Genomic DNA, 15720 nt, shown 5'->3' with positions numbered 1-15720 from the left:
TAAACGATATTAAATGAAAAGGAATTCTACATTATCGAATAAAAAATATATTCTGCTTTTATTGGGAGTTTTTATTGCTGCCATCGTCCTGTTCTTTCTCCTTAAGGGAACAATTGATCTGACAGAGCTTGGTAAAACAGTAAAAAGTCCAACCGATACGGAAGATAATCTCTCTTATGGAAAAAAATACCACCCATCCTCCAATCATATACTTGAAAGGGATAAAATTGTCATCAAAAATTTTGGTTCCGAACTGAAAGCACAGGATCTGGCGACGGGCACCTGTGTGGAGGCATGCAGTATTGCTGAAAAGAGTAATGAAACTATTTGTTATTTTTCAGAATACTCAGGATATTTTTATATGTTTGACGGAAAAAATGTGTATCGTGCCGTGGTCAACACGCCACAGCAACTTAGAACAACGGTAGAAAATTGTATAAAGTTTGAACCAATGGGAAATTATCTTTATTCACTAAAAGAACATCACGGAGAGCGTCATCTCTTTCGTTGCAGTATCACAGGAGCCTACGAAGAAATGCTCTTCCAAGATACAATAGAGAATTTTTGGGCCAGTGACGGCAATCTACTCATGCAGCTTTCCAACGGGCACTACCGCTGGTATAATCTCATATCACAAAACAATTTAGAGCATACCTTGCCAGAATCCGCACAAAATATTAGTCTGAATGGCGATTATATGTTTTATTTATCAAAAGCAGATGGTGTTGTATATCGACGGTTCTGTAATTCAACCGAAGATACTGCTCTTCCCTTTTCGTCTGTTACGAATTATAACGCTGCCAATGGGAAAGTTGGGTTGCTTATATCGAATTCAGATAGGCGTATACAGGCCGCTTGGTGTCAAAGCGATGGTTCAAGTGCACATATTTTTGAAGATCGCTTCTTTTCTCAGGAAAGCATTATAGATATAGCAGAAAATCATCTTTTTGTAACAGAAGAAAATGGTGCAACTTGGGCCACATCGTTAGATAACGAAGAATGGTATCAATTATTCGATGATGCAGATTCAAATTAGGAGGTATATATGAATCCGTTGATTGCAGGCATTGACCTTGGCACTACTGCCATGAAAATTGCCATTTTTGATACAAAAGGTAAAATACAAGGTAACGCAACAATAGAGTACCAGCTTTATACACCACAGAGTTATTTCGTAGAATCAGACCCAACCATCTATATGGCTGCCATTGAAAAAGGGTTTAAACAGCTTGAAGAACAGGGAGTGAATTTAAATGAAGTGACCGCAATTGGCTTTTCCTTACAAAGTGAAACAATGTTCTTTGTAGATGGAAACTGTAATCCGTTGCGCAACTCTATTAGTTGGATGGATAACCGTGCAGTTAAACAATCCGAATATTTAACACAAAAATATGGTAATGAACTTTGCTATAAACATACCGGGCAAGTAAGTTGGGGAGCAAATTGGCCAATCACGAAAGCACTGTGGGTAAAAGAAAATGAACCGGACGTCTTTGCTAAAACAAAGAAAATTCTTCTGATTGAGGATTTCATAATCCATCATCTAACAGGCCGCTATGTATCAGATTGTTCAATGCTCAGCTCTACATTATACTGGGACATCACTACAAAAAAATATTGGCAGCCAATGTTGGATGAGTTGGGCATGACAGAAGAAAACTTTCCTGAAATCTTAGAACCAGGTGAAGTAGCAGGTACTATCTTACCAGAAATGGCCGAAAGGCTAGGTTTGAATTCCAACGTAAAAGTTTGTACTGGTGCTATGGACAACGCCATTGGTGCTGTAGGCGTTGGTGCAGTTCGTCCTGGTATGTTTTCGGAAAGTATCGGATCTACTCTGGCAGTATGTGTGCCAACCAATAAAATCATTTATGACGATAACCGCCAGATGCCAATCCATTATTATCCAGTCAAAGATACATATATGATGCATACTTTTACTTCAGGAGGAATATGCCTGCGTTGGTATCGTGATAATTTTTGTCAGCTTGAAATGGCCTGTGCAAAAATGCTCAAAGAAGACAGTTACGATCTGATGACAAAACAGGCGGCGCAAACACCCCCAGGAGCAGAAGGGTTAAGCTTTCTGCCGCATTTAAGTGGCTCTCTTGCGCCCGATGTGAATCCCCACGCAACGGGAATTTTCCTTGGACTTACAATGATACATAAAAAAGGACACTTTATCCGCGCGATTATGGAATCCTTGGGTTATCTTGTCCGTAGAAATATCGAGGCGCTCTCTGCAATGGGAATCGAAGTGGAAGAAATTCGTGCCTTTGGCGGCGGATCCAAGAGTTCTGTATGGAACCAAATTAAAGCTGATATTCTTCAGAAACCTATTTGCATCACGAACAGCAAAGAAGCGGCTTGTTTAGGTGCTGCAATTTTAGCCGGTAAAGCTATTGGATTATTTGAAAGCGTAGAAGAAGCTGCTGATAATATGGTAGAAGTAGTTGAACGGTATGAACCAAACCCAAATAATCAATCGATTTATGATAAAGGTTACGCCATTTATAAAGAAATGCAAAGTGACTGCGTAGATCTTTTTGAAGCGATTGTACAAGAATAAAATTCAAAAAATATAATTATATTCCCTATGGACCGCTTTATGGTCAAGGACATTCTTTAAAATATTGAAAATTTAAAGAATGTCCTTATATTTTTTTATTTATTATTTTTCCATATATTATGTGGAACCATCATCTGTTTCAAATACTCTTATCGTTTCAATCTCTCCAATATGGGTCATCAATCTATCGCTTTTTCCAGCTTGTTTATTGGAATATTCTTCTCATATTCTTCTAAATATTTTATTTCCACAAAAAGTCTGTGTTATCCATATGAACTTGACGTGTAGTTCTTTTATTAACGCGATACTTTTTCAACGCCTGATCTGCTGCTTCTTTGGAGGTAAAACTTTCTCACTTTGACTGTGTTCCGGGCCCTGTTCAATTTCAAAAGAACACTCAAAATACTTTTGAGGTTGATGCACCAGTTCCTTTCGATGCGAAAGTATCAGCATCCTTCCACGGCGGGGAATTTGTGAAAACATAACGGTCTTTCCCAGCCCTTTCGCCATACGGACTAAAACCGCATCTTCTTCTGGTAACGCTTCAATGTATTTTTTTTGATAGGGCCTCAATGTGTATTCATTCACTCTTCTCCCTCACAGCTTTTTCCTCTTTTTCTTTCATTATATCCTATCAACACCCTCTGTAAAAGCTTTTCAGTGGTTTTTTTTCAGGTTTAAAGTTCGTAAAAATCTCTGTATATTATGCATATATATACAAAAGCATATAGGATGAAATTTTCGTTTCACTCAAATTTCTCCAATCAGATCATCCCAACAGTGTTTTTTTCCTTCGTCAAAAACCCCCCCTAAATATCACGAAAAAATTATACTTATATTACTGTGCTAATCAGCGATATATATAAGTAATTCTATATTTTTTTCGTGTTATTTAGGTAAAGTATTTCGACATTCTATGTTTTCTTAAATCAAACACCCGCTTTGCTTCAACAGAAAGTATCTCTCCTTCTTTCCTCCACATCAGCAACCCACAAGAGATCCCGCCCATGCTTTTGAATCATTTCAGATTTGGATGCATTCTCCTACGTCATTCTTTGTTTAAAAGAAAACTCATGTCAAAAGATGATACGTACATAAAAAAAGAGAAAACCAATGTACGGACTGAGTGACGGGCAATTCTCTGCATGGGCTTGCCAAACCCCGATGGCTGTTCTTTTTATCCCGGCAACAGCATTGCTCTGGAACCCGGGTTTACCACACATAAATGCCCGGTGCAAGCCGATTTTCTTAAAATCGGCTTGCACACTATTGACAGATTTATACATACGCTATATAATAATTACATGTAACTATAGCGTATTTGTTTTTTCTGTGTGCTAAAACAAATATTAAGTTGTCGCCGCTGTTCCAGCAGCGGCTTTCTTTTTTATATGGTTTTTCTAGTATTTCTAATTCCTATTTGTTCACCTCCATCATATTATTTCCTTCTTATTGCTTAACCTTTCTTTGATTAATCGAACAAACTTGAACACCTGCACATTCTAAGGCACCATTCCACGAACCAAACCGTCGAATAATTGTCCAATATCTTGGAACCTCTCGGCATTTTGGCGTTCTACCTAACTCTTCAGTTTTAAATCTCAAAATATTCAGCAAACATTCGTCACTATACTTTTTTTCTCTTCGCATATTAATCTTTTCCTTAATCAATATTTCATTAACAAGTATCTTATTCGTTTTTCTGCCCAATCTTCTGCCCAAATAATTTTTTTGCACTCAAATTTACGCTACCTAAATATTGGCATAAAAAGAAGGGCATCAGAATTATTCTTCTAAAACCCTTTTAAAACTGCGCTTTTTTACACAGGTTACTTGTATTATAAAAAAACATGCCAATTCAGGAAGGTTTACTAAATAACTCATGCCATCAAAACATGGACATTTGTATTCCTCCTTGATAACTTATTTCTTTGACTTGTTATCAAGTATACCCATCTGCAACGAAAATGTATGTTGCATATGCAATAACTTTTAAAAAAACAAAAAATTTTTTGTCGCTTTGTCAGAATTTAGGCATTATAATCGTATTGTAGGTAAGTAACGTTACTGACACGGCCAACCGGCCGATTTAAAGGAGTTGAAAAACCCATGAAATCATTTGACAAGGACGAGGCCGAACGGATTGTAAATGCTTATTCCGATTTAATCCTCAGGCTTAGCTATACATATCTTAAATCGACACATGACGCAGAGGATATCTGCCAGACCGTCTTACTAAAGTTTATGACAAACGAAAAAGCCTTTGACAGCCCTGAGCATGAACGCGCATGGATCATCCGGGTCACTGCCAATGCCTGTAAGGATCTGCTGCGGAGGCTTCAGCGCTGCCACACAGTCTGCCTTGAGGACGTCGCTGAAATTCCTGCGCCACAGGTGCCTGAAAGTGATGTGCTGGAGGCGGTAATGGCACTGCCGCTAAAATACCGTGAGGCCATCTATCTGTATTATTACGAAGACTATACAGCACGCGAAATCGGAAAGGCACTTGGCCAGAGTGTTGCCACTGTCAACGCACATCTGAGCCGGGGCCGTAAAAAATTACGCACTATATTAGGAGGCGAGTATTATGAAAAAACCATTTGAATATGAAAAAGAATACACCGAAGCTTTAAACGCGCTTCATTTTTCAAAAGAAACAAAGGAACGCCTGGCTGAAAAACTGATAAAGGAAGAAACATCAGGCGGTACAAAAAAACACAAACAACATACACATCGCCTTCCAAAGCTGGCAGTAGCTGGCCTGGCGGCAGCTCTGGTGCTGTTTGTCAGCGCCAGCGCCTACGGTATAATGGATGCCAGCGAGGCGTTGCGCGGTGTGTTTGGTCCAACTGCGGACACTGAAATCATCGACAAAATTGGCCGCCCCATCGGTGCATCTGCTACAGACAACGGGGTGACAATTACCGCCGACGCCGTTATGTGTGATGGGTATAATTTCGCAATCACCTACTCCATTGCCAGAGATGACGGAACCGCCTTTGACATTGCCCAAGTAGATGGCAGCAGCGGTCTGCTGGATGTGTTCTTCGGGATGGAAAACACAAATTTTGGTACTTTCAGCGGTTCACACGGCAGCTCATATTTTTATGACGCAGATCCAGGCGACCACACTATCCAGTATGTTGAAAAGTGGTCCTATGACGAGCCGGTTAATCCTGGAAAAACCGTGAAGGTCACATTTACCGATCTTAAAACCTCTGCGGACACAGGTGATAACAGCGACAGCTTCCGCACAATCGCCCAAGGTACCTGGACCCTGAAATTTGAGATGAATTTTGAAACCCTTTCGGCAGAACTACCGGCCGGACAATCCTTTGAACTGAATAGTATGGTCGGGACCATCAACTCCGTTATGGTCTCTCCTCTCGGCTACCGTTTTGAATACACCCTCAATGATAAAGCCCGTTTTGATGAAGCGCCAAACGGAAAATCGCCAGACCAGCACGGACAGGAGTGGGCAAAATTCGATGTGCCAAGATCTCTTAACCTGTCCGACGGCACCGTCTATGATTTATCTGAGGGCGGTGGTAGTATTGACACCACTGGCGATAAGACCGTCTGTATCCGCAGCGGTGTATTTGACGAAATCATTCCCCTCGAAAAAATTGTATCCGTCAATATCGGTGGTGTGGATATCCCTGTACAATAATGATTATCAGACAGAAAAGACAGAAGAACTGTCTTTTCTGCTTTTAGCTTCCAAACGCCTTTTATATTTTTCCCGAAACCTTGACATAAGCCTTTTTAAGGGTTATCCTATTAAATTGTGATGCTTTAAAAATAATTGAGGAAAATGTATGATGTTAAGGAGGTTCTGAGTCCGGCTGTGCAGCGCCGGGCCAGTAAAAGCTATGGAAAAGAAAGAGGAACAGACAAAAAAATATGAAATGGATATGTGCAGCGGTTCCATCCTGAAAAAGATGCTGATTTTCGCAGTGCCTTTAATGTGCTCAGGGGTGTTACAGCTGCTTTTTAATGCTGCGGATATTGTAGTGGTTGGTCAGTTCGCCGGCAGCAACTCTCTGGCGGCAGTGGGGGCAAACACCTCGCTTATCAATCTTCTGACCAATCTATTTCTGGGTATGTCCATCGGGGCGAATGTACTGGTCGCCCGCTACTACGGGGCAAATCAGCAGAGCCAGCTGTCAAAAACCGTTCACACCGCCATTGTGCTCAGCATTGGAAGCGGTGTGATCCTGACCTTTCTGGGTATATTCGGGGCAAAACAAATTTTGATCTGGATGCAGACCCCGGCGGAGGTTCTCGATCTTGCGGTGCTTTATCTGCGGATTTACTTTATCGGCATGACCGGCACCATGCTCTATAACTTTGGCGCGGCCATTCTTCGGGCCGTTGGTGACACCAAACGGCCGTTATATTACCTTATGGGCGCTGGTGTTGTCAATGTTGTTTTAAATCTTATCTTTGTCATTGGTTTTAAAATGGATGTGGCAGGTGTCGCTGCGGCTACCGCCATCGCTGAGTGTATTGCTGCGACACTGGTAATCCGCTGCCTCATGCGTGAACAGAGCGGTATCCGCCTGATTCCGGGAAAACTTCGTATCGACCGCGGCAGCTTCATCAAGATTTTACAGATTGGCTTGCCTGCCGGGTTTCAGGGTGTGATCTTCTCGCTGTCCAATGTGGTTATCCAGTCCTCCATCAATCTGTTCGGGCCTGTGGTGGTCGCTGGCAACTCGGCCTCGGCCAATATCGAGGGCTTTATCTACATTGCCATGAATGCTCTGCACCAGGCTACCATCTCCTTTACCAGCCAAAATCTGGGTGCCGGACAGTACAAGCGGCTTGACCGCATCGTCATCACCGGCGAGGTTTGTGTTCTGGTGGTCGGGCTTGTTCTCGGCAACCTGACCGTGTTCTTTGGAAACGGTCTTCTCGGTATTTATTCCTCCAGCCCAGAGGTCATTCAGGCAGGCATGCAGCGTCTTCTGGTCATTGGTACTGCCTATGCCATCTGCGGGATGATGGATGTCATGGTTGGGGCGCTCAGAGGGATCGGCTACTCGGTTGTTCCGATGGTGATCAGTCTCATCGGCGCCTGTGGCTTACGGCTTCTATGGATCGCCACAATCTTTCAGATACCGCAGTATCACTCGCCAGCGGTTATTTACTACTCTTATCCCATCACCTGGATCATTACTCTCGGCGCGCTGATTGGCTGTTATGCTTATTTAAGGCGGAAGATGAATCAAAAACTCGCCTATTCTGCCCACCAAAGTACAAAAGAGCCAGCGTTTTAACGCATAAAACGCTGGCTCTTTAAATTTATCTTATCCTTTTTTCTTTTCTTTTTTCACACGCTCATGCTTATCCTTGTAAAACAACAGCACCGCGAGGGCAAAGGCTGATGCAATGGCAGTGGTCATGTAAACCTGCTTAAAGCCTGTTTCCATGGTTTTCTGGTAGACATTCTGAATCTGAGCCCCCATGGCCTTCACTTCACCCAGATAGTTCTGGAAGCCCTGGTTTACAGCGTCGGGAAGTGCGTTTTTCAGCTCTGTCATCTGTGACACCATCGTGCTGACGCCCTGTGTTACCTGAGCCGGAACCTCTGGCGAAGCGGTAATCCGGTTAAGACCGTCAATACCGTTCTGTACACCGGACTCTGCCTTTTCAATGACCATGGGCTTCATGGTATCTGCCATGTAGGCTACCATGTTATCCACTGCCTGGTCGATGTTCGTGACATCGGCGTCAGAGAGCTCTTTTGTCAGATTTGCAGGCAGCTTCATATCGCTGACGCCGCCATGTGCATCCAATGAGATTTTTTCCATGGCCTCAAAATCTGGAAATTGTACGGATGAGAGATAGGTCTTTCCGAAATCCGAATCCTTCAGAGCTGTAGTTTCCTCATCCAGCTGTGTGACATAGGGCAGAGAGGGCAATACCAGTTCCTTCGGCAACTGGGCGGTGATATTGGCCTCTGCGGTTACACCCGCGTGGGCGATAAATCCAACCATGACTGCCGGAGCAATGGCCGTACCTACCGAACGGATCAGGGAAAGCGTCGCCAGCGCTGAGTTGGAATCGGCTTTTTTCGTATTGTCAAGCATCATGTAATTGAGCGGCGTCCCCATGGTAAAGCCCATACCAAGGCCGATAAGAATCAGACAGATGGCCACTGTCAGCAGGTTGGGATAGCTGGTGGTGATAAGCACCAGGAACAGCGAGCCGATGATGGAGAGCAAAAATCCCGCTCCCATGATCAGCTTCGGTCCATAGCGGTCGATGAGCCGCCCTGAAACCGGCGCGCCGACACCTGCGAAAATCCCAAGCACCATGACAAAATATCCGCCGCTTCCCTGCTGCATGCGCAGCGCATTTTCGGCAAACTGCGGCACAAAGACCATCCCCATCATAATAACACCAGTAATAAAGGAAATGATCAGTGTAATAACTATGGGCGCTTCCCTGAAATAGTCAAGATTCATAATGGGATCGGCCGCCTTCTTTTCGGCAAAAATGAAAAACGGCAGCAGCACAATAAAAATAATCAGGAATGGATACACATCCGTGCTGGTAAAGGATTTGACAAAGTTAAAGAAATCAATATTGCGAAGCCCATACAAAAGGGATAGAATCATCATGACTAAAAATAATGTGCCCCACTTATCAATTGGTTTTACATCATCAATCTTGGTATTGGGTAAAAAGATGAACCCGCAGATAATAATAAAGAGAGATATCGGTATATTGATAAAAAAGATAAAGCCCCAGTTCTGAAGCCCAAAGGCGCCTAAAATGGCGCTTCCCAGAGAACCGCCGACAACAGTGGCGATGCCGTAGACGCCGCCGACCATGCCCAGGGCCATACCCCGCTTATCCTCAGGAAAAGTCGTCCCAAACTCGGCCGAGGCGATGGGCATAATACCGCCGCCGCCGATGGCCTGTATGGCCCGCGCCATTAAAAAGAATCCAAAATGACCGATATACTGAGACAGGCCCGCCAGCAGTGAGCCGGTACCGAATAAAATAATACAGATCAGATAAATGGTTTTACGCCCCAGCCGGTCCGCCAGTTTACCCATAATAGGGATGCTGGAGGCGTAAGCCAGCGTATAAATAGTGATCATCCAAATGCCTGTCTGGTCGCCTACCCCCAGGCCGTTCTGGATAACGGTTCTTGCCGGGGTCACCACGCTGGTATCAATGGCCCCCATAAAAATACCGCACAGATAGATGACCATGATCAGCCCAAAATGCAAAGGCTTTGGATTAGTTGCTGTTTTAGCTTGCATTGTCTGCTCCTTTCATTGCAAAATACAACTTTCATTAAACTAGAAAAAGTTATACCCAAAACAGCCGCTTTCAAAGCAATAAAAAGGGAGATACGTCGTTTCCACGTATCTCCCTTTTCTTTATTTTGTATTATCAATGGCATACCTTACGCCATCCCAGTATACACGGTCTCGCACCACGGCCTTGTCTGGAAGGACGACATCCTTAAAGGCCCACTTTTTCCACTTTTCAAACCCGGTACGGTCGATGATGTAGCCGATGTGTTCCTTTCCGCCCGGCGCGTCCAGGTCAATGTATTCCTTCACGTAATCATAAGTGTTCAGGATGATCCTGATAATGCTTTCCTCATCGGCCCAGATAATAAAATCTTCGCCCAATCTTGGATTTTTCTTGCCTGTACGGCCCATGAGGGTCAGACGGTAATATTTCTTTTCGCTTCTGCGCCACGCGCCTACCGGGCAGGCCAGCACGCATTCGCCGCAGCCGATACACTTGCTCTCGTCGCGGACAATCTTATAATTTTCCATGCGCAGCGCGCCTGTGGATTTCCTGCTACATGCCTTGACACAGGCATTGCAGGACACACATTTATCCTTGTTGTACTGCGGCTCCGTCATGCCCATAATTCCAAAGTCGTGCATACGCACCTTCATACAGTCATTGGGACAGCCTGTCAGGGCAACTTTGAAATGCAGATCGTTCGGGAAAATGGCTTTTTCAATCTTTTTGGCAAAATTAGTGGTATTGTAGCAGGCGTAAGGGCAGACATTATTCCCGATGCAGGCCGACACATTGCGCGTACCGGATGCTGGATAACCTGTGCCCGGGTCGGTCTGGTTGATATCCAGCTTTTCAATGATCGGCTGGAGCAGGGTATTGACCTCTTCCATATCCTTCAGATCGATCCCTGGAATCTCAAAGCCCTGGCGGGTGGTCAGATGGACGGTTCCATTACCGTAGGTTTGTGCAATCTCCTGAATTTGCGAAAGAAGCTCAGCATTCAGGTAACCGCCTGGCACACGCACACGTGATGCGGTTTCACCGCGGTGCTTTGACACACGAAAAGCGTTCTTTTTTAGTTTTTTAGTGTTGATATCCATGAAAGCCTCCTAATCCACAAGATTTTTTCCAAAACTGTAATTGAAAACCGGACCGTCCAGACAGACGTAGGTGGAGTCGATCTTACAGTGTCCGCATTTTCCCAAACCGCAGCACATTTTACGTTCCTGGGATATCCAGATTTTATCCTCAGAGACTTCCCGTTTCAGGAATTCCGCCACTGTAAATTTCATCATAATCGGCGGCCCTACCGCGATAACCGCCAGATTATCCTTATCACCGAGTACAAGTCCTGGAATGTACTCTGTAACCAGACCCACATTGCACACATAGTCATCACTGTCACAGTCTACGGTCAACACGACGTTAATGGTCTTTTTCCAGCGTTCGATATCATCTTTAAAAAGCACATCCGACGGCGTTTTAAAGCCCGCGATCAGCGTCACAGAGGCGGCTTCCTCAGGGTGTGCGGCAAAATAATCGACCACACCGCGTACTGGTGAAAGGCCAGTACCGCCCGCGACCACGATGATATCCTTGCCGCGGTATTCATCAAGATCAAAACCATTGCCGTAGGGGCCTCTTAAAAAGAGTTTTGAGCCCACATAGTTTTTGAAAATCTCACCTGTGACTTTCCCAACCTTACGGATGGTCAGATCCACAGTGTCCTCACCAATGCCGCTGACAGAAATAGGCGCTTCACCAAATTTAGGCAGAGATACCTCAAAAAACTGTCCTGGCTTTACATCGCCGGTATAACGCATCCGAAAGGTATACTCGATTTCGGTGTGTTTAATCACCTCTACAATTTCCGATAAAAACGGGATATACTCATTCTTCATTGTCATCGGTCTCCTTCTCTTTTATTGCATTGTTCAGCTTGTTAATACAGCCCGAAAAAGAAATATATTCCGGGCAGATATCATCACAGCGTCCGCAGCCGACACACATGTGATAACCAAACCGTTTTTTATAATCATTCACCTTATGCATGACCTTAAAGCGCATTCGTTCCGCTTTGCTGTTTCTGAAGCAGTGCCCGCCCGCCATATCGGTATAGCCGTCCACATGACAGGAAGCCCATACGCGGCGGCGCTCACCGACCTTGCCGTTTTCCTGATAGAAGATATCCTGCATGGTAAAGCAGGTGCAGGTTGGGCAGACAAAATTACAGCGCCCGCAGGCAATGCAGCGGTTGTTGTATTCTTCCCACATAGGCAGTCCCAGCACATCCTTTAGCTCGATGCCTTCCGGGATTTCAACATGCACAGGATTTTCCTGAACGAACTCCGGAGTAACCGAAACCACTTTGGATTTGCCCTCCAGTTTTTCAGTAAGCGCTTCCCAGCCGCTGTCCACAAACACAAAATCTTCGTCTGCTTTGACATAGGCGTCATAGGCGTCGCAGGTATTGGTGCCCATATCCACACAGAAGCAGTTTTCAAAGCTCTTTGGGCAGCCCATGAGTATAAATTTTGTCTTATTACGCAGTCTTGCGTAGTATAAATCCTCAAAGTCATTTTTTAAATAGATTTCGTCAAACCGGCGCACGGCGTGCAGATCGCAGCTTCTCAGGAAAATAATATTTCCCTTTGGCTCCTCGCTGGCTGTTTTCACCTCATCCTCTGTAAAGTAAAACAACACCTCTGACTGAGGAAACAGTACCTCCTTAAATGAAAAATCGCTCTTTTTGTCAAATTCAATGTCCCCAATACTGCCAATCTCACCGTACTCCACGCGGTCTGTGTCCGAAAAAGCCCCGGCTCCCGCATACAGGCGCGGCGCAAAAATCCGGTAATTCTGAGACAGGTCTTTTAAAACCGCATCAAAATCTTCTGTTTTGATCTGATAACCCATAGCAACCTCCTTTGGATCAACTCGTTCTTTACGTTAATTTTATAACGAAATCAAAAAAGACACCGTGACAATTATCACGATGCCTTAAATTTATACCCCTATTTTCGCTTTCCATTCTCGTCAAAGGTATCTTTCAACGCTTTTTCTACGGGAAAAAACGATAAAATCAGCAATACATCCTGTGAAATCTGGATATAGAGCGATGCTTCTGCGTACTGTTCCCTAAAAAGCAACAGGGCCAGTCCGAGCACCGCCAGCATGACCAGGCCCATGATCAGCCAGATTTTGCCGCAGACCGCGTGGGCAAAGGCCCAGGTGTCCTCATTCTTCATGGAGCGGGAAGTGCGGTAGCCATACAGGCCATTGATGTCTTTAGGCGGATGCCACAGAAAGAGCGCGCCAAAGACAATACAGACTGCGGGAATTAAAAAGGTGAAAGGTGTCAGATCCATGAAATTCTCCTTTGCTACTTGATGAAAAAATTGTCAATTTTCATGTTTTGATCAAAACCGATGGTAAACTGGGCTTTGCCATTTTCGTACTCCGCAACAGCTACCACCAAAGCGCTTTTGTTATTCGGCGCTGTTTCTGTCTGTTTGATGCTTCTGAATTCCCCCAGCTTAGGCATGGTTTGATTCCAGGCGTCCTTCAAGACATTGGCATTTAGTTTATCTTTAAAATTCTCGGACACTTCAGCCGCTATGGCATCAAACTCCTGGCTGTTCCACTCGTCAATAACCTTTTCTGCCGACTGCTTCAAGGTATCCTCACTGAAGGCAGGGTCGAGCTTCTGATTGGAGGCTGACCCGCCTGAACAGGCCGACAACACGGTCAAAAGCATTAATACAGCCAAACCGATAGCAATTATCTTCTTTTTCATCATAAATTCTCCTCTCCATTTATAAACACCGGACGTATTTTTACTGTCCAGATCATTAACCCTGCCGCCGCAAAGAATAGCACCACTTCTATCCAGACGCTCGATAAGCCAAAGGCGCCTGGTAGAATGACAATGGCGGCGTCTACAACGGTATGTATGACCAGAGCATACACAAGATAACGCCATTCTTTCGACCGCACAGAGTAAAATACCAGCATTGAAAGGCCGACCTGCAGAGCCATGGCACAGACACGCTCAAAGACCGCTGTAAAAACAGCCGCATAGCTCAGCTGTGCAGCAATGACTGGCGCTAAAAACGATTGGCCATCCAGCAAAACAATCAAATTCGCAATATTATTCACACCGATGAGCAGCATTGCCTCTATACCGCCATGCCCCAGCCCATAGGCAATGCCGTCTGCATAGCGCCGGTTCTTTTTTAATAAAAACCGAACAGCAATATAACGCCCGAATTCCTCCGCAATGGCCGCTGTACCGCCCATAAAAAGGCCGTAAAGCCAGGGATTGTGGCTCATGGATAAAAACCATGCTGTCTGCGGCAGTACAATCTGTATAATCGGCAGACGGATCACCATCTGAAAAATAAAGAACACCAGCATACCGATAAAGAAAGGCTTAGCGACACGCTTTTTCTTGACACTTAGATAAATAAATCCTCCGACAGGAATGGCAAAGCATAAAAAAATCAATACGATCAGACTGGCAATAATCCCTGAATCAACCATCATTTTTCACCTCTGTTTGAACTGGAATGAACAGGCTTACTTTAAAGGTATTCTCGCCTGTCTCGATACGCAAATGTCCATTGTACTTTTCCAGGGCGCGTTTTACATTTTCAAGGCCATAGCCCTGATGCCCCTCCTTGTTTGAGTTCAGCCAGCTTTCGTTTAAAGCCGGGCTTTTTTTCATACTGTTCTCGACAGAAATCACAATAAAATCCCGCACATTATCGGCCTTCAGCTTTGTCCAGGGCTCTCTGGCCTCACAGGCCGCCTCAATGGCATTATCTAACAGGTTAGCAAAAATCGTTGTGATATCCATCTCTTTCATAAACGACAGATCGATCTGGTTCAGGGCACAGTCTACCGGGACAGATGACATTTTGCCGCGCTTTGCCTTGTCGTTGATCACAATATTCAGAACGCGGTTGTCCGTATAATAATCCTGGCTGAAGCTGTTTAAAAGCTGTCTTAAATCATCGCCGTATTGTCTGCCTTTTTCCGCCTCGCCGGTCTGGTACAGCCGCTCCATGGCCTGGAGGTGGTTTTTCATATCGTGCACTGTTTTTCTGGAATCCGCCAGCTTTTGCTCCATTTCCTGATAGTAACGGTACTGGAGGCCCGACGCCTGATCATACAGGGCCAGCTGCTTTTTCATCTCGTTATTTTGAACCACCTTGTTAAAAAGATAGAATAAATACAGGTTTAAAAACGGCACCATAAAGATATCACAAATCAGGAAAAAGGTGATCAGCGGCGGCAAGAGATAGGCTGCCAGAAAGTACATCAACACAATGTTCATCACACTGAATACTGGCAAGATGATAAAGCCAAATATTTTGATACTACCATTTACCAGGATTTTTTCTTTGTGGAAACGCGTGACAAATATGCGGTAAAGAAGAAAGATAATCACCTGATTCAGGAGTATCCCCAACCCGTTCTGCCATGGATTAAATGGAATGAACGTGATAAACATACCCAGTAAAAACGGCATGACAATACATAACAGAAAGTCAAACAAACCTAAAAAGCAGCTGAAGGCAAATATATAATAGAGCTTTACTTTTTTTCGATTCTGGTACAGGGCTGCTCCAAGCAAGACACTGAAAACAGGCATTGCTGCAATCTTGACAAAAGGATAAATAAAATAGCTGGCAGCTGTCAGAATAATTTCATAGGCGGCGACCAGCGCTATCTGAACACCCCGGGAACGGTCAAAGGGGCCCAGTAGCCAGCGCATAAAATCGAAGGTCATATAAACCGTAAAAAAATTAATAACGACCGCAAAGCACATAAAAATGAATGCATCCGTTTCTGACATTTTGAATTCC

At 44.4% G+C, this 15720-nt stretch carries 15 protein-coding genes; 5 read left to right on the top strand and 10 right to left on the bottom strand.

Translation table 11 applies throughout. The features are described from left to right. The first annotated feature begins 13 nt into the window (after positions 1–13). Entirely contained in the window at positions 14–1036 is a 1023-nt protein-coding gene (locus B2M23_RS16170; RefSeq protein WP_038353784.1) for a DUF5050 domain-containing protein, read from the top strand. 9 nt (positions 1037–1045) lie between these two features. After that, positions 1046–2569 (top strand): xylulokinase, encoded by a 1524-nt coding sequence (locus B2M23_RS16165; protein ID WP_038353785.1) that lies wholly within the window; start codon positions 1046–1048, stop codon positions 2567–2569. A gap of 312 nt (positions 2570–2881) precedes the next feature. Here B2M23_RS16165 and B2M23_RS16160 read toward each other — a convergent pair whose 3' ends face one another. Together B2M23_RS16160 and B2M23_RS21835 are read right to left on the bottom strand one after the other, a co-directional pair. After that, a complete protein-coding gene (locus tag B2M23_RS16160; RefSeq protein WP_038353786.1) occupies positions 2882–3157 on the bottom strand; it encodes a DEAD/DEAH box helicase family protein in 276 nt (91 codons plus the stop codon). An 861-nt stretch (positions 3158–4018) separates the two neighbouring features. Beyond that, a complete protein-coding gene (locus B2M23_RS21835; RefSeq protein ID WP_253287583.1) occupies positions 4019–4219 on the bottom strand; it encodes a homing endonuclease associated repeat-containing protein in 201 nt (66 codons plus the stop codon). Between the two features lie 459 nt (positions 4220–4678). On the opposite strand from B2M23_RS21835, the gene B2M23_RS16155 reads away from it, so the two are divergent. The 3 genes from B2M23_RS16155 (at position 4679) to B2M23_RS16145 (ending at position 7851) form a co-directional block, all read left to right on the top strand. Continuing rightward, complete coding sequence (locus B2M23_RS16155) at positions 4679–5173, top strand: RNA polymerase sigma factor (RefSeq protein WP_038353787.1); 495 nt, start codon at positions 4679–4681, stop codon at positions 5171–5173. After that, complete coding sequence (locus B2M23_RS16150; protein WP_038353788.1) at positions 5157–6239, top strand: DUF4179 domain-containing protein; 1083 nt, start codon at positions 5157–5159, stop codon at positions 6237–6239. Before B2M23_RS16155 ends, B2M23_RS16150 begins: the two co-directional genes overlap by 17 nt. Before the next feature lie 202 nt (positions 6240–6441). Then, positions 6442–7851, top strand: coding sequence for an MATE family efflux transporter (locus tag B2M23_RS16145; RefSeq protein ID WP_038353789.1), 1410 nt, complete (start codon positions 6442–6444; stop codon positions 7849–7851). Between the two features lie 30 nt (positions 7852–7881). Here B2M23_RS16145 and B2M23_RS16140 read toward each other — a convergent pair whose 3' ends face one another. The 8 genes from B2M23_RS16140 to B2M23_RS16105 all read right to left on the bottom strand — a co-directional run bounded on the left by B2M23_RS16140 (position 7882) and on the right by B2M23_RS16105 (position 15710). Continuing rightward, complete coding sequence (locus tag B2M23_RS16140) at positions 7882–9849, bottom strand: MFS transporter (RefSeq protein ID WP_038353790.1); 1968 nt, start codon at positions 9847–9849, stop codon at positions 7882–7884. A gap of 120 nt (positions 9850–9969) precedes the next feature. Next, the gene (asrC, locus tag B2M23_RS16135) at positions 9970–10950 is read right to left on the bottom strand and encodes a sulfite reductase subunit C (RefSeq protein ID WP_013380078.1); all 981 of its coding nucleotides are present in this window, start codon (positions 10948–10950) and stop codon (positions 9970–9972) included. 9 nt (positions 10951–10959) lie between these two features. Continuing rightward, positions 10960–11751, bottom strand: a complete 792-nt coding sequence (gene asrB / locus B2M23_RS16130) for an anaerobic sulfite reductase subunit AsrB (RefSeq protein ID WP_013380077.1) — start codon at positions 11749–11751, stop codon at positions 10960–10962. Continuing rightward, entirely contained in the window at positions 11741–12766 is a 1026-nt protein-coding gene (gene asrA, locus B2M23_RS16125) for an anaerobic sulfite reductase subunit AsrA (protein WP_013380076.1), read from the bottom strand. The genes asrB and asrA overlap by 11 nt, the downstream gene beginning before the upstream one ends. Positions 12767–12864: 98 nt before the next feature. Beyond that, on the bottom strand, positions 12865–13218 hold the full coding sequence (locus tag B2M23_RS16120) for an SdpI family protein (RefSeq protein ID WP_013380075.1): 354 nt from the start codon (positions 13216–13218) through the stop codon (positions 12865–12867). Positions 13219–13232: 14 nt separating this feature from the next. Then, a complete protein-coding gene (locus tag B2M23_RS16115) occupies positions 13233–13646 on the bottom strand; it encodes a DUF3887 domain-containing protein (protein ID WP_038353791.1) in 414 nt (137 codons plus the stop codon). Next, positions 13646–14395 carry a YhfC family intramembrane metalloprotease gene (locus tag B2M23_RS16110; RefSeq protein ID WP_013380073.1) on the bottom strand — a complete coding sequence of 250 codons (750 nt, stop codon included), beginning with the start codon at positions 14393–14395 and terminating at the stop codon, positions 13646–13648. Before B2M23_RS16110 ends, B2M23_RS16115 begins: the two co-directional genes overlap by 1 nt. Next, the gene (locus B2M23_RS16105; RefSeq protein WP_052237442.1) at positions 14385–15710 is read right to left on the bottom strand and encodes a sensor histidine kinase; all 1326 of its coding nucleotides are present in this window, start codon (positions 15708–15710) and stop codon (positions 14385–14387) included. The genes B2M23_RS16110 and B2M23_RS16105 overlap by 11 nt, the downstream gene beginning before the upstream one ends. Positions 15711–15720 lie beyond the last annotated feature (10 nt).

The organism is Eubacterium limosum (assembly GCF_000807675.2).
Taxonomy (GTDB): domain Bacteria; phylum Bacillota; class Clostridia; order Eubacteriales; family Eubacteriaceae; genus Eubacterium; species Eubacterium limosum.
The sequence above is the reverse complement of the archived record's forward strand: the minus strand, read 5'-3'. Positions and strand labels throughout refer to the sequence as shown.

Excerpts from the sequence above, each read along its gene's own strand:
- B2M23_RS16105 (WP_052237442.1), bottom strand. The coding sequence starts at position 15,710 with ATGTCAGAAACGGATGCATTCATTTTTATGTGCTTTGCGGTCGTTATT.
- asrC (WP_013380078.1), bottom strand. The coding sequence starts at position 10,950 with ATGGATATCAACACTAAAAAACTAAAAAAGAACGCTTTTCGTGTGTCA.
- B2M23_RS16145 (WP_038353789.1), top strand. The coding sequence starts at position 6,442 with ATGGAAAAGAAAGAGGAACAGACAAAAAAATATGAAATGGATATGTGC.
- B2M23_RS16140 (WP_038353790.1), bottom strand. The coding sequence starts at position 9,849 with ATGCAAGCTAAAACAGCAACTAATCCAAAGCCTTTGCATTTTGGGCTG.
- B2M23_RS16120 (WP_013380075.1), bottom strand. The coding sequence starts at position 13,218 with ATGGATCTGACACCTTTCACCTTTTTAATTCCCGCAGTCTGTATTGTC.
- B2M23_RS16170 (WP_038353784.1), top strand. The coding sequence starts at position 14 with ATGAAAAGGAATTCTACATTATCGAATAAAAAATATATTCTGCTTTTA.
- B2M23_RS16165 (WP_038353785.1), top strand. The coding sequence starts at position 1,046 with ATGAATCCGTTGATTGCAGGCATTGACCTTGGCACTACTGCCATGAAA.
- asrB (WP_013380077.1), bottom strand. The coding sequence starts at position 11,751 with ATGAAGAATGAGTATATCCCGTTTTTATCGGAAATTGTAGAGGTGATT.
- B2M23_RS16155 (WP_038353787.1), top strand. The coding sequence starts at position 4,679 with ATGAAATCATTTGACAAGGACGAGGCCGAACGGATTGTAAATGCTTAT.
- asrA (WP_013380076.1), bottom strand. The coding sequence starts at position 12,766 with ATGGGTTATCAGATCAAAACAGAAGATTTTGATGCGGTTTTAAAAGAC.
- B2M23_RS21835 (WP_253287583.1), bottom strand. The coding sequence starts at position 4,219 with ATGCGAAGAGAAAAAAAGTATAGTGACGAATGTTTGCTGAATATTTTG.
- B2M23_RS16110 (WP_013380073.1), bottom strand. The coding sequence starts at position 14,395 with ATGATGGTTGATTCAGGGATTATTGCCAGTCTGATCGTATTGATTTTT.
- B2M23_RS16115 (WP_038353791.1), bottom strand. The coding sequence starts at position 13,646 with ATGAAAAAGAAGATAATTGCTATCGGTTTGGCTGTATTAATGCTTTTG.
- B2M23_RS16150 (WP_038353788.1), top strand. The coding sequence starts at position 5,157 with ATGAAAAAACCATTTGAATATGAAAAAGAATACACCGAAGCTTTAAAC.